Origin of the sequence: Flaviaestuariibacter amylovorans (assembly GCF_039541815.1) — a bacterium.
In the GTDB taxonomy this organism is placed as follows: domain Bacteria; phylum Bacteroidota; class Bacteroidia; order Chitinophagales; family Chitinophagaceae; genus Flavisolibacter; species Flavisolibacter amylovorans.
Map to the genome: position 1 here is coordinate 479,602 of NZ_BAABGY010000007.1, position 13,707 is coordinate 493,308.

General features: G+C 61.3%; 6 protein-coding genes. 5 read left to right on the forward strand and 1 reads right to left on the reverse strand.

The features are described 5' to 3' along the window. The first annotated feature begins 15 nt into the window (after positions 1 to 15). A complete protein-coding gene (locus ABD937_RS10570) occupies positions 16 to 1,926 on the forward strand; it encodes a sensor histidine kinase (protein WP_345255642.1) in 1,911 nt (636 codons plus the stop codon). A gap of 67 nt (positions 1,927 to 1,993) precedes the next feature. Further along, positions 1,994 to 3,925: a PAS domain-containing sensor histidine kinase gene (locus ABD937_RS10575; protein ID WP_345255643.1), complete on the forward strand. Its 1,932-nt coding sequence runs from the start codon at positions 1,994 to 1,996 to the stop codon at positions 3,923 to 3,925. Positions 3,926 to 4,014: 89 nt separating this feature from the next. On the opposite strand, the gene ABD937_RS10580 is transcribed toward ABD937_RS10575, so the two are convergent. Next, positions 4,015 to 5,304, reverse strand: coding sequence for an AAA family ATPase (locus ABD937_RS10580; protein ID WP_345255645.1), 1,290 nt, complete (start codon positions 5,302 to 5,304; stop codon positions 4,015 to 4,017). Between the two features lie 240 nt (positions 5,305 to 5,544). On the opposite strand from ABD937_RS10580, the gene glgX reads away from it, so the two are divergent. From glgX to treY, 3 genes are read left to right on the forward strand one after another with little or no spacing between them, the layout of a single operon-like run. Beyond that, positions 5,545 to 7,707: a glycogen debranching protein GlgX gene (glgX, locus tag ABD937_RS10585; protein WP_345255646.1), complete on the forward strand. Its 2,163-nt coding sequence runs from the start codon at positions 5,545 to 5,547 to the stop codon at positions 7,705 to 7,707. Continuing rightward, positions 7,685 to 9,526: a malto-oligosyltrehalose trehalohydrolase gene (treZ, locus tag ABD937_RS10590; RefSeq protein ID WP_345255647.1), complete on the forward strand. Its 1,842-nt coding sequence runs from the start codon at positions 7,685 to 7,687 to the stop codon at positions 9,524 to 9,526. The genes glgX and treZ overlap by 23 nt, the downstream gene beginning before the upstream one ends. Further along, positions 9,519 to 13,706 carry a malto-oligosyltrehalose synthase gene (gene treY, locus ABD937_RS10595; protein WP_345255648.1) on the forward strand — a complete coding sequence of 1,396 codons (4,188 nt, stop codon included), beginning with the start codon at positions 9,519 to 9,521 and terminating at the stop codon, positions 13,704 to 13,706. The genes treZ and treY overlap by 8 nt, the downstream gene beginning before the upstream one ends. The last annotated feature ends 1 nt before the right edge of the window (position 13,707 follow it).

Sequence of the window (13,707 nt, forward strand, 5' to 3'; positions counted from 1 at the left end):
ATCTTTACGAAACCGATGACCACCCTTACCACGCAGGCCCAATTCCTATCCACACTCTTCGACGCAATCCCGCAGTCGGTGACCTGGAGCGTGCCGGTATTCAGTGAGGAAGGCATCATTGTCGATTTCGAGATCCGCTACGCCAACGAGAGCGGCGGCATTCACATTGGCGTTTCACAAAGCCAGTTCGTCGGTACCCGTATCTTTTCCGGCATTGCGTTGGAGCCTGCCACCCGGGAGCGTATCTGGCAACAATATATCGACGTCTACCGCTCCGGGAAGAAGCTTGAAGACACCTACTACGATCCCCTACGCGGGAAATACCTGCACGTGGTGCGCACCCGGGCCGACGAAGGCATCCTCACCCTCGCCACCGACGTCACCGAAGGGCAGCGTGCGCAACAGGCGCTGATCGCGCAAACCGAGATGAACCGGAAAATCCTCGATGCGTCCATCAACGGGGTGCTCCTGATGGAGCCCATGCTGAACGGGGACGGCACTTTTCGCAACTTCGTGATGAAGCAGGCGAACCGCCGCTTCGAGGAGATCAGCGGCATCCCCTTTGCCAATGCTGAAGGCCGCACCATGTCGGAAGTATTCCCGAATGTGTCGCTGACCGAGCTGGAGCAGTTCTACGAGGTGATCCGCACCGATGTGCCGCTGCGCAAGGTCGTTACCTACCACGACGGACGGGTGCAAAAGTGGTACGACGTGTCGGTGGTGAAGCTGGGAACCGGCTGCGTGCTAACGTATACCAATGTAAGCGAACACTACCTGCAGCAGGCCGCGCTGGAGCAGCAGGCGCTCGAGCTGCAGGGCATCCTCGAGTCCACCGAAACAAGAGTGCTGGTGCTGGTGCCGGAGCTCGATGCGGCGGGCAGGCTGGTGGATGCCACCATCCGGCTCGTCAACCGCGCTTATGCCGACTTCAAAAAAAGCAGCCCGGAGGCCCTGACAAAGCTGAAGGCAAGTCAGGTCTTCCCGCCGCAGCACCTCGAAAACATCTTAAGACAGTACCGGCATACCCTCGAAACCGGCGCCGTGAGCCGGTTCGACCTGCATTGCGACGACCCCGGACGCATCTTTTGGGTCGATGTGACCGTAACGTTGCTGGGAACAGACCTGCTCGTCACCATCACCGATTATACGCAGATGCGGCTGCTGCAGCTGCAGCTGGAGCAGAAGGTGCGCGAGCTCGAACGCTCCAACCGCAACCTGGAAGAATTTGCCTACGCCGCTTCCCACGACCTGAAAGAGCCGATCCGCAAGGTACGCTTCTTCGTGGACCGGCTCCGCCAGCAATACGATCCCGCCAGGGATACGGTGGAGGCGCAGACCTTCGGCCGCCTCGAGGTCGCCACCGACCGCATGCGCGACCTTGTAGACGACCTGCTGGCCTATGCGCAGGTGAGCCTCCGGCCGAAGCAGCTCGATGCCATTTTCCTCGACGACGTGCTCCGCCAGGTGCTGACCGACCTCGAGGTGGAAGCGGAGCAGCGCGCAGCTGAGATCGAGATCGCCCCCCTGCCCCGTGTACGCGGCCAGCAGCGGCAGTTACAGCAGCTGTTCCAGAACCTGCTCGCCAATGCACTCAAATACCAGCGACCCGGCGTGGCGCCCCGCATAGCGGTACAGGCGCGGGTGGTTTGGGGCTACGACACGGCCGCCTCGCTCGGGCCCGATGAGGCCGCAGGCCGCTACCACCTTATTTCTGTTTCCGACAACGGGATCGGCTTCGAGCCCGCGGAAGCGGAGCGGATCTTCCAGGTTTTCCACCGCCTGCACGGAAATTCCGAGTACCGCGGCACCGGGGTCGGCCTTGCGATCGCACGGAAGGTGGCCGAAAACCATGGCGGCTTTATCTATGCCGAAGGAATCCCGGGACAAGGCGCCACGTTTTTCGTGGGCATTCCCGCGGAAGCATGAGTACCTGACCGGAACACGCTAACTTCCCGCTTCGAATCATCTGTTTCGAACCACCAAAAAACGGATCATGACGCCAATCCAGCCCGATCTACTGCAGGACCGCTACCAGATGGCGCTTGAGGCGGCCGGCTTTGGGATCATCGACAACAACCTCGAGAAAGACGAGATCTATTGCTCCGACTGGTGCTACGAACTCTACGGCCTTTCCCGCTCCGAGGTCGTTACGCTGCAGCGCCTCCTTTCCTGCATGCACCCCGACGACGCCCTGCGCACCCGGCGCAAGCTGGCCGGCTGCATGGACCCCGACCTCCGCGAACCCTACGAGAACGAATACCGGATCATAGACCCTGCCAGCGGTACCGTGCGCTCCTGGGTGAAAGCGCGGGGCAAAGTTTATTTCAACGATACGCGCAAGCCGGTACGCCTTGTGGTGACCGTCCAGGACATCACCGCGGAAATTCGTGGCCGCGGCACCCGCCAGAAGCTGATCACCCTGGTCGAGAACAGCATCGAGCTCATGTCGGTGCTGGAGCTCGACGGACGCAATTCCTACATCAACAAGGCCGGCATGGAGATGCTCGGCTTCGACAATTTCGAGCAAGTGCTTACCACGCCCATTTCCGACCTGCATGAGCCCGAAGACATTGCGTTTGTTCAGGCAAATGTGCTTCCCTCCGTGATGCAGCAGGGCCGCTGGTCGGGAGCGATGCGGGTGCGTCACCTGCGTACGGGCGAGGTCTTTCACGTCTTCAACAACACCGTGCGCATCGATGACCCGATTACCGGCGAGCCCATTGCCATTGGAGCAGTGATGCGCGACATGCGACCGGAGCTCGAGGCCCAGCGCGCCCTTGCCGAGAGTGAGCGCAACTTCAGGGCACTGGTGATGCAGGCCCCGGTGGGCATGTGCATCCTGGCAGGCGAGCACCTGGTGTTCGAGCTCGCCAACGAGCGCTACTGCAAATTGCTTGACGTGCAACCTGCTGACCTGCTGGGTCGCCGGCTTACCGATGCCCTGCCCCGGTCTGAGGCCAGCGGTGTTGCCGGCTGGCTGCGCGGAGTGTTGCACTCGGGCATGCCTTTTTCCGGCCAGGAATTCGAGCTGCAGTACGGCGGCGCCACCCGGTACGTCGACTTCGTGTACGAGCCGCTGCGCTCCGGTACGGGAAGCGTGGAAAAAGTGATGGTGGTGCTCCTCGACGTGACCGAGAAAGTGCTGACCCGCCGGCGACTCGAAGAAAGCGAGCGCAGCCTGCAGGAGCGGGTAGCCGAGCGCACGGAGGAGCTCCTGCGCAAGAACAAGGAGCTGGAAGAATACGCCTATGTAACTTCCCACGACCTGCAGGAACCGCTCCGGAAGATCCGGCTTTTTGCCGGCATGATCCGCGAGCAGGAGGCCGACCGGATGAGCCCGGGAGCGCAGGTGCGCATCAACAAGGTGATCGAGTCGGCGGAGCGGATGAGCAATGCCCTGAGCGACCTGCTGCATTTCTCCAGCCTGACCCACGAGGAGCAAAGCGAAGACGTGGATCTTGAGGGCGTGCTTCGCGATGTATGCACCGACCTGGAGCTCCTGATCGGAGAGCGCCAGGCACGGATCGAAATCGGCCCGCTGCCGGTTCTGCGTGCCGTGCGGCAGCAGATGCACCAGGTTTTTTATAACCTGCTGAGCAACGCCCTCAAGTTCGCCGGGGAAGGGAAGGTGCCGGAGATATCAGTCACGGTGGAGCAACGGACGCCATCGGAAGAGCCGGCTAAATGCTGGATCCGGGTGCGTGATAACGGTATCGGCTTTAGCCCGGAGAACCGCGAAAAGATCTTCGGCCTTTTCCAGCGCCTGCATGCCCGGCACGAATTTCAGGGCTCCGGCATCGGGCTTGCCCTGTGCCGGAAAGCGGTGCAAAGCCACGGCGGCATGATCTACGCCGAAAGCACCCCGGGCGAAGGCGCTACGTTTTACGTTGGCTTCCCCCTCGAGCGCGTACTCCGGCACTCATGATCGCTGAGGGTAATCGAGTTGCTATATAAAAGACTTTTCCTGTAGTTCTACCCGGACTATGTAAGTCGCAACATGTGGCCGGCACCTGTTCAGGCGCCCTTTTTCAATTTAGCCTGCACCTCCCGGACCTTGGCCTCCATTTCGGCAATTCCTTCGCCTACTTTCACCACTTTGGCTTCCAGCTCGGTGATATCCTTGTCGACGTCGGCGATGCGCTGCTCAACGCCCTTCATGTCGGCCTCCACCTCGGCGATCCGGCCCTTTTTGCTTTCAATAAGCTCCTCCATACGCTCGCGGAGGTTGGGTGTGCGGGCGCCGTCAAACTTTTCCTGGAGCTCGTCGAGGTCGTCGAACAGCTTGTTGAGGTAATCCTGCTGGTTTTCGAGGCGCTGCTCCAGCTTCGGACGGAAATCGCGCTTTGCGGCAATGATCTTCTCGAGGTTGATCTTGTCCGCGCTGCGCTTCTGAAGCTTCTCGGTAAGCATGTCGGCGAACGCCTTCTGCTTTTCCACCCATTCGTCCGACTTGCGTTGGCGCTCGCCCTTGTAGGCTGCCCAGGCGGCGTCCATTTCTTTTTGCACGGCGGTAAGAAGCGTGTACACCTCCTGGCCGTCTTCGCGGCTGAAATGAGCACGGTGCTCCTGGAACAGGCGCCGGAGCTCCCGGAGTGTATCCGACTTCAACTTCAGGGGCGCCTTGACAGCTGCGCCGCCGGCCAGCGCCTCTTCCACAAACCCGAAGCCGGTGAAAGCGAGCCCACGTGCCGCCAGTGCTGTGCCAAGATCGCTAACGGCGGGAAGCAGCAGCCCTTCTTCACCTGAAGGCCGGCAGGCTTCCAGCGCCCCCTTCAGCGGGTTGGCGAGCGCGGCGGAGCGCTCCTGGCGCTGTTTGATGTCTTCGCGGATGCGGGCGTAGTGCGCGTCTTCCTGCTTTTTGATGCGGTCTTTAAGGGCTGTGAAGCGGTCCCACACGCCGGTGCGGCGCTCCTTGGAGGGCCAGCGGTTCTGACGCATGAATTCAAAGATTTCGTTGGCGGCCGAGCGGAGTGTGGCGAGCGCTTCCTTTCCGGGTTTGGCGTCGGCAGGAGCGTCGTCGATCCGCCGCTGCAGTACCTCGATTCGCTCTTCGGCCTCCGTGGCAAAAGCTTCGTTCTCCACCTGCAGCAGGGCACTTCGCTGCTTTAGCATGTCGATGCCGTCCTGCAGGCGCTGCCAGGCATCCTTGCGGGCGCCCGGGTCGGCGAATTCCACCGACCGGAAATCTTCCACGATCTCCTGGCGTTGGTCCCACAGGTCCTTCGCGCTGAACTTAGTTACACCATAGGCGGCCAGCGCCGTTTCGAAGGCCTCGATCTTCTGCAGCAATTCGGTTGGGGTCATCGGGTTAAAGATATTGGTTTATTGGTCTATTGGTTTATTAGTAAAGGGTCGTTTAGGTGGTGCAGTCGATACGAGAACTTAAAGTCGTTTTCATGCAGCGGTTAACTCTCATTCGTTTCACGTTACTACCTAAGGTGCGCGCCAGCCCAGATCGAACATCCGAGATCCGAGATCTTAGATCCTGTATGTGGCGCGAAATTTTTATACTTCGGGGCGGCCCAGCGCCGCAATACCAACAGCATGGAATATAAAGTTTTCCCCGGTCGCCCGTACCCGCTCGGCGCTACCTGGGATGGGACCGGAGTTAATTTCGCCCTGCACGCGGAGCACGCCACCGGCGTGGAACTCTGTTTTTTTGAAAAATACGGCAAAAAGACGCGGGAGACCACCCGGGTAAGGCTCAGCGAGCGGTCCCACCACGTATGGCACGGCTATATCAAAGGCATCAGGCCCGGCCAGCAGTACGGCTATCGCGTCAACGGACCCTACGAGCCGCAGAACGGGCACCGTTTCAATCCCAACAAGCTCCTCATCGATCCCTATGCTAAGGCCATTTCCGGCCGGATCGACTGGCACGACTCACTATTCGGCTACAAGATGGGCCACCGCGACGGTGACCTGAGCTTCAGCCGGACCGACAGCGCCCAATACATCCCGAAATCGGTTGTGGTGGATACCCGCTTCGACTGGGAGGACGACGCCCCGTTGCGCATTCCCTACCACAAAAGCATCATTTACGAGGCTCATGTCAAGGGACTGACCTATACGCACCCCGAGATCCCCGAGTCGATCAGGGGCACCTATGCGGCCATAGCGCACCCGGCGATGATCCGGCACCTGCAGGAACTGGGCATTACCGCCATCGAGCTCATGCCGGTGCACCACTTCGTGAACGACCGCTTCCTGCACGATAAAGGGCTGACCAACTATTGGGGCTACAACAGCATCGGCTTCTTTGCGCCCGACGTGCGCTACAGCTCCTCCGGCACGCACGGCGAGCAGGTGCGCGAGTTCAAGGAGATGGTGAAGGCCCTGCACAAGGCCGGCATCGAGGTCATCCTCGACGTTGTGTACAACCATACCGCCGAAGGCAATCACCTCGGCGCTACGCTTTGCTTCCGCGGCGTCGACAATATGGATTACTACCGGCTCACGGAAGACAAGCGCTACTTCATGGACTATACCGGCTGCGGCAACACGCTCAACGTGATGTCGCCGAACACGTTGCGCCTCATCATGGATTCGCTTCGATACTGGATCCTCGAGATGCACGTCGACGGGTTCCGCTTTGACCTGGCCGCTGCCCTTGCGCGCGAGCTGCACGACGTGGACCGCCTCGGCTCCTTCTTCGACATCATCCACCAGGATCCCGTGATCTCGCAGGTGAAGCTCATCGCGGAGCCCTGGGACATCGGCGAAGGCGGGTACCAGGTGGGTAAGTTCCCCGCCGGCTGGGCCGAATGGAACGGTAAGTACCGCGATACGATCCGCGACTACTGGCGCGGCGCCGACAGCATGCTCGGCGAGTTCGCGCTCCGCCTCACCGGCTCGCCCGACCTGTATTTCAACGACTACCGGCATCCTTTCGCATCCATCAACTTCGTAACCGCGCACGACGGCTTCACCCTGCAGGACCTCGTATCCTACAACGAAAAGCACAATGAGGCCAACGGTGAAAACAACAACGACGGTGAAAGCCATAACCGCTCCTGGAACTGCGGCGCCGAAGGCCCTACCGACGATCCCGAGATCCTGGCGCTGCGGGCCCGGCAGAAGCGCAACTTCATGGCGACGCTTTTTCTTTCACAGGGGGTGCCCATGTTCGTGGCGGGCGACGAGCTCGGCCGCACGCAAGGTGGCAACAACAACGCCTATTGCCAGGACAACGAAATCTCCTGGATCAACTGGGCGGAGCAGGATACCGACTTCCTGCGCTTTACGCAGAAGCTGATCCATTTTTACCGGCGGCACCCGGCCTTCTCGCGCAAGCGCTGGTTCAAAGGCGTGCCGATCAAGGGCGTCGGCGTCGAGGACATTGCCTGGTTCAAGCCGGATGGCAGCGAGATGACCGAGGAGAACTGGACCAACGACTTCGCAAAGTCGCTCGGCATGTACCTCAACGGGCGGGCGCTGCGCACCCTGGACGAGCAAGGCGACCTCATTGTCGACGACAACTTCTACCTCATTTTCAACGCGCACTACGAGCCGCTCGAGTTCCGCCTGCCGGTGGACCGTTACGGCAGCGGCTGGCGACGCGTCATCGACACGGCGGCCGACTTTGTGGACGAAGCCGGTACGCCCATCGAAGAAGACAACCCGGTGATCCAGGTGGAAGGCCGCTCCGTGGTTGTGTTCCATCAACCCCAAACGAAAGCACCCCATGCAAGCGATCAATCTTCATAAACGTACGCTGGGCGTCACCCTCGCGCCCAACGAACCAGCGACCGCCCGCGTATGGGCCCCCGAAGCAATGGAGGTAGTGATACAATACGACGAAACACAAACAACGCTGCAAGCCGAAGAAGGAGGCTACTGGGCCGCCCCGGTGCCCGGGCTCACCGCCGGCGGGCGCTATAAGTTCCGCCTCGATGGCAAGGAGTTCCCGGACCCCGCCTCCCTTGCCCAGCCCGAGGGCGTACACGGCCCGTCGCAGGTAACGGACGTCACGCATTTCCCCTGGACCGACGGCAGCTGGAAGAACCCGGCCCTCGGCAGTTATATTCTTTACGAGCTGCATACCGGCACATTTACGGCCGAAGGCACCTTCGCCGCGATCGCCGCGCAGCTCGATCACCTGGTGGCACTCGGGGTCAATGCCATCGAGATCATGCCGGTGGCGCAGTTCCCCGGCAGCCGCAACTGGGGCTATGACGGCGTTTTTCCCTATGCCGTGCAGGATAGCTACGGCGGCGCCGAAGGCCTGCAGCGCCTGGTGGATGCCTGTCATGCGCGCGGGATCGCGGTAGTGCTCGACGTCGTGTATAACCACATGGGGCCGGAAGGCAATTACCTCGGTGCATATGGGCCATATTTCACGGATAAGTACCAGACGCCCTGGGGTGCCGCGCTCAACTTCGACGATGCCTGGAGCGATGCCGTCCGGCGCTTCTTCATCGAGAACGCGCTCATGTGGTTCCGCGATTTTCATATCGACGCCCTGCGCCTCGATGCGGTGCACGCGATCAAGGATCTCGGGGCGGTGCATTTCCTCCGCGAGCTGCGCGGGCACGTAGACGGGCTGATGGCCGAAACCGGGCGCACGCATTACCTCATCATCGAGTGCGACCTCAACGACACCCGCTTCATTGATCCCGTAGAAGCACGGGGCTTCGGCATGGACAGCCAGTGGATCGACGAGTTCCACCACGCGCTCCGCGTAACGGCCACCGGCGAGCAGAGTGCCTATTACTCCGACTTCTCCGGAATCGCCCACCTGGCGAAAGCATACCGCGACGCATACGTGTACGATGGTCAATGGTCGGAGCACCGGAAGAAGTATTTCGGCATTCCCGCGCCTGCCAATCCAGGAGAGCAGTTCATCGTGTTCACCCAGAACCACGACCAGGTGGGCAACCGGATGCTGGGCGAGCGTACGAGCAGCCTCGTGTCGGTGGAGATGCAGAAGCTGATGGCCGGGGCCGTTCTGCTTTCCCCCTTCCTGCCGATGCTCTGGATGGGAGAGGAGTGGGGCGAGACCGCGCCCTTTCAGTACTTCGTGAGTCATACCGACGCGGAGCTCGCGGAGGCAGTGCGGCAGGGCCGCAAGAAAGAGTTCGCTGCCTTTCACGCCGAAGGCGAAGCGCCCGACCCGGTGTCGGAAGAAACGTTCAATCGCTCTAAGCTGCAGTGGGCGCTGCGCAACCAGGAGCCGCATGCCACCATGCTGCGCTTCTACCAGACGCTGATCGGCCTCCGTAAGTCGCTGCCCGCGCTCCGCACGCCCGACCGCAGCACCGTGCAGGCCGAAGCCGACGAAGAACACAAGTTGCTCACCCTGCACCGGCAGGGCGGCGGGCAAACGGCCATCGCCTTCCTGAACTTTTCCAAAGAGAGCAATGCCGCTCAGCTGCCCGTCGCCGAAGGCCCCTGGGTGCTCCGCCTCGATTCCGCTTCCACCGATTGGGGCGGCCCGGGCGGTAACGCCGTGACCAAAGGACTCAGCGGCGATACCGTCAACATTCAACCCGAATCTTTCCTATTGTATACCTACGACCATGTATAACCCGATCGCCACATACCGCATTCAATTTCATAAGGACTTCACTTTTCGCCACCTCGAAGCGATCATTCCCTACCTCCGGGACCTGGGTATTAAAACGATCTATGCGTCGCCCATCTTTACCGCCACGCCGGGCAGCACCCATGGCTATGATGCGCTGAACCCCCTGGAGATCAACCCGGAGATCGGCACGCTGGAAGAGCTCCGCGCCCTCCGGGAGACGCTGCGCGCCGCCGGGATCGGCTGGATGCAGGACATCGTGCCCAACCACATGGCCTACGACACCCGCAATCCCTGGCTGCGCGATGTGCTCCGGAAAGGACGCCAGTCGGTCTACGCCGGTTTCTTCGACGTTACCTGGAACAATGACGCCGCAAGTGGTCATATCATGGCGCCCTTTCTCGGCGCCCCCCTCGAAGACGCCGTGCGCGGCGGCGAGATCAGGCTACACCGGGAAAACGGCGAGTTCCAGCTTCGGTACTACGACGCGGCATATCCCCTTCGCCTCCGGAGCTACGAAGACGTGCTTCGCAGCCAAGGGGCTTCTGAAGCCGTCAACCAGTGGCTGCGCGGGGCCGACGACGTAGGTGCGCTCGAGGACGCGGCGCAATACAGCAAGGGCTTCGACGAGCTGCTGCTGCAGCTGGCCTCGCTTTCCAACGATAAAGCTGTGGGAAGCTATATTGACGAGCGCGTTGCAGCGGTCAACGCCGACCCCGAGGCACTGCTGCGGATCGCCAACGACCAGGTATACCGGCTCTGTCACTGGCAGGAAACCGACGGGCGCATCAACTACCGGCGCTTCTTTACGGTAAACGGGCTTATCTGCCTCAACATGCAGGACGAGCACGTCTTCGACACCTTCCATACGTTCATCAAGCAGCTGATCGACGAAGGCATTTTCGACGCGCTGCGCATTGACCATGTGGATGGATTGTACGACCCGGCACAATACCTCGTGCGCCTCAGGGCCTTGGTTGGCCCCGAAGTGCCGATCGTGGTGGAAAAGATCCTCGAGCTCCACGAAGAGCTACCGCAGGCCTGGCCGATCGAGGGCACCAGCGGCTACGAGTTCCTCGCGCAGATGAACCAGCTGCTGACCGACACCAGGGGCGAAGCACCTTTTTCCCAGTACTACTCCGGGATCGTACAGGAGCAGGGAACGGTGCCGCAGCAGGTACGCGACAAAAAAGCTTTCATGCTCTATCACCACATGGGCGGTGAGCTCGAGAACCTGTACCAGCTGCTGATGCAGCAACTGGTGCCGGAGCAGTATGCGCAGATGCGCACCGAGGACCTGAAGACGGCGATTGCCGAGCTGCTGATCCATATGCCGGTTTACCGCTACTATGGCAACGCGCTGCCCCTTCCGAAGGCTGAAGGCGCCGCCCTGAGCGCTGTGTTCGCCCAGGCCCGTATCAGCCGCGCCGACCTGGCCCCGGCACTCCACCTGCTCGAAGCAACCCTGCTCGGCGAAGAGCCCGACGCACAGAAGATCGAAAAGAAGTTGCACCTGTACAAGCGCCTCATGCAATTGAGCGGACCGCTGATGGCGAAAGGCGTGGAGGATACGCTGATGTACACCTACAACCGCTTCATCGGGCACAACGAGGTGGGCGACGCGCCGGGTACGTTCGGATGGACGACCGATGCGTTTCACCGCGTACTGCGGGAGCGGCAGGCAGAATGGCCCCTGACGCTCAATGCTACGTCCACGCACGATACGAAACGGGGCGAGGACGTCCGCGCCCGACTGCAGGTGCTCAGCAGCCTGTCGGAAGAATGGCTGGCCGCTGTGACCGCCTGGGAGGCCGACCGTGGAACTACGGATGCACCGGACGCCAATGATGCCTACTTCCTGTACCAGACCCTCATTGCCAGCTACCCGCTGCGCGCCGAAGACCGGGCTGGCTACGAGGAGCGGATCGCCGAATACCTTCAGAAGGCCCTCCGCGAGGCGAAGCTGCACTCCAATTGGACGGCGCCAAACGAAGCCTACGAAGCTGCGGCGAAATCCTATGCGTCCAGACTGCTGGCGCCTGAAAGCCCTTTTCAGAAGGGCTTCGCACCATTGTATGAAAAAGTGGCCGATCTCGGCATCGTTCACTCGCTTGCCCAGGTGCTGCTCAAGTTCACGGCCCCCGGCGTGCCTGATGTGTACCAGGGATGCGAGTGGTGGGACGAGAGCCTCGTTGACCCCGACAACCGCCGGCCGGTGGATTACGACGCCAGAAAAGCATGGCTGCAAGAAGTAATGAATGTACCCGCCGTAGGCGGGGTTGCCGACCTTTGGAAGGAGCGGCGCGATGGGCGCATCAAGCTCTGGCTCACCCACCAGCTACTCCAGTTGCGTGCCGCATCACCCGATCTGTTTCAACAAGGAGCTTACCTGCCGCTGCAGGCGGAAGGCACTTATAAAGACAACGTATTCGCCTTCGCCCGTCGACACGGCGGCACCGCGCTCATCGTGGTGGTACCGCTCTGCCCGGCCGCACTGGTTTCCGGAGCCGAGGCACTCGCCACCTTCGACTGGAAGGATACGGCCATCCAGCTGCCCGCGGAGGTCTCAGGGGAGTGGACGGGCTTGCTCGACAACAAGAGCGGTACTGCCCGGAAGACCTTGCCCGTCAACGGTCTCTTTGATCCGCTTCCCTTCGCACTGCTTCGCAGCAGTTCCGTAGAAGTACGGGACCGCTCCGCGGGGTTGCTGCTGCATATCTCTTCCCTGCCTTCGCCCTTCGGCATCGGCGACCTGGGTCCGGAGGCCTACTCCTTCCTGCACTTCCTGCAGAAAGCAAAGCAACGCTACTGGCAGCTGCTGCCGCTCACACCCACCGAGGCCGGACAAGGCCACTCACCGTACAGCAGCACTTCGAGCCGGGCTGGCAATATCCTGTTCATCAGCCCGGAACTGCTGGTGGAAGAAGGACTGCTGCTACGGGAAGAGCTACAGGAGTTTTACCAGTCCCATACGGGCAGTGCCGACTACAGTGCGGCGGAAGCAGCCAAGAAGGCCATGCTCGAAATGGCCTGGAACCGGTTCCGGGACCAAAGCGCCGCCGACGAGCGCTTTGCCGCCTTCCGCGAGCGGGAAGCCGGCTGGCTGCCCGATTTTGCACGCTACCAGCTGCTGAAGGAATTGAACGACGGAAAGCCCTGGTATGAATGGGAAGAAGCCCTCCGCCTGCGCGATCCCGCTACCATGGCCCGGCTCGACCGTGAGCATGCAGGCACGCTCGACAAGTTTTGCTGGCAGCAGTACGTGTTCGACAAGCAGTGGAATCGTCTGAAGGCTTCTGCCAACGAGCGGGGGATCCGGCTGATCGGTGACCTGCCGTTCTATGTGAGCTACGATTCCTCGGACGTATGGGCCGACCGCGCGCTCTTCCTGCTCGATGAGGCCGGACAACGCCTTGGGCTTGCAGGTGTGCCGCCCGACGCCTTCAGCAGCGACGGCCAGCTCTGGGGCATGCCGGTATTCCGGTGGGACGTGCTGAAGGCGCGCCACTACGACTGGTGGGTGGAGCGCTTGCAGCGAAACATCGAGCTGTTCGACCTCGTGCGCCTCGATCATTTCCGCGCATTCGCCGCCTACTGGGAAGTGCCTGCAGGCGCAACCACCGCGCGCAACGGCACCTGGAAGGAGGGTCCCGGGGCCGATTTCTTCGACAGCCTGAAAGAGCAGCTCGGCGCCTTACCGTTTGTTGCGGAAGACCTCGGCGACATCGACGACGCCGTGCTCGAGCTGCGCGACCGCTTCGACCTTCCGGGTATGAAAGTGCTCCAGTTTGCCTTTGGCGAAGACCTGCCGGAGTCACCGCACATCCCGCATAACTACAGGGAGCACTTCCTGGCCTATACCGGCACCCACGACAACAATACGACCAAGGGCTGGTGGCGGCAGGAGGCTTCAACGGAAATGCGGGAACGCCTGGGTGTCTATGCAGGCTACCTCCTGAATGAGGATGATGTACCGCCGCTGCTTTGCCGCATGGCGCTTGCCTCCCTGGCCCAAACCGCGATACTCCCGGTGCAGGATCTCCTCGGCCTCGACGAGACGGCACGGATGAACACACCCGCACAGGGAGAGCACAACTGGGGGTGGCGCCTGCTGCCCGGGCAACTCGATAAGGACGCGCGCCGCCGCCTGCGTCAATGGACTGAACTTTACAACCGCTCCTGAT

Excerpts from the sequence above, each read along its gene's own strand:
- ABD937_RS10580 (WP_345255645.1), bottom strand. The coding sequence starts at position 5,304 with ATGACCCCAACCGAATTGCTGCAGAAGATCGAGGCCTTCGAAACGGCG.
- glgX (WP_345255646.1), top strand. The coding sequence starts at position 5,545 with ATGGAATATAAAGTTTTCCCCGGTCGCCCGTACCCGCTCGGCGCTACC.
- treZ (WP_345255647.1), top strand. The coding sequence starts at position 7,685 with ATGCAAGCGATCAATCTTCATAAACGTACGCTGGGCGTCACCCTCGCG.
- ABD937_RS10570 (WP_345255642.1), top strand. The coding sequence starts at position 16 with ATGACCACCCTTACCACGCAGGCCCAATTCCTATCCACACTCTTCGAC.
- ABD937_RS10575 (WP_345255643.1), top strand. The coding sequence starts at position 1,994 with ATGACGCCAATCCAGCCCGATCTACTGCAGGACCGCTACCAGATGGCG.
- treY (WP_345255648.1), top strand. The coding sequence starts at position 9,519 with ATGTATAACCCGATCGCCACATACCGCATTCAATTTCATAAGGACTTC.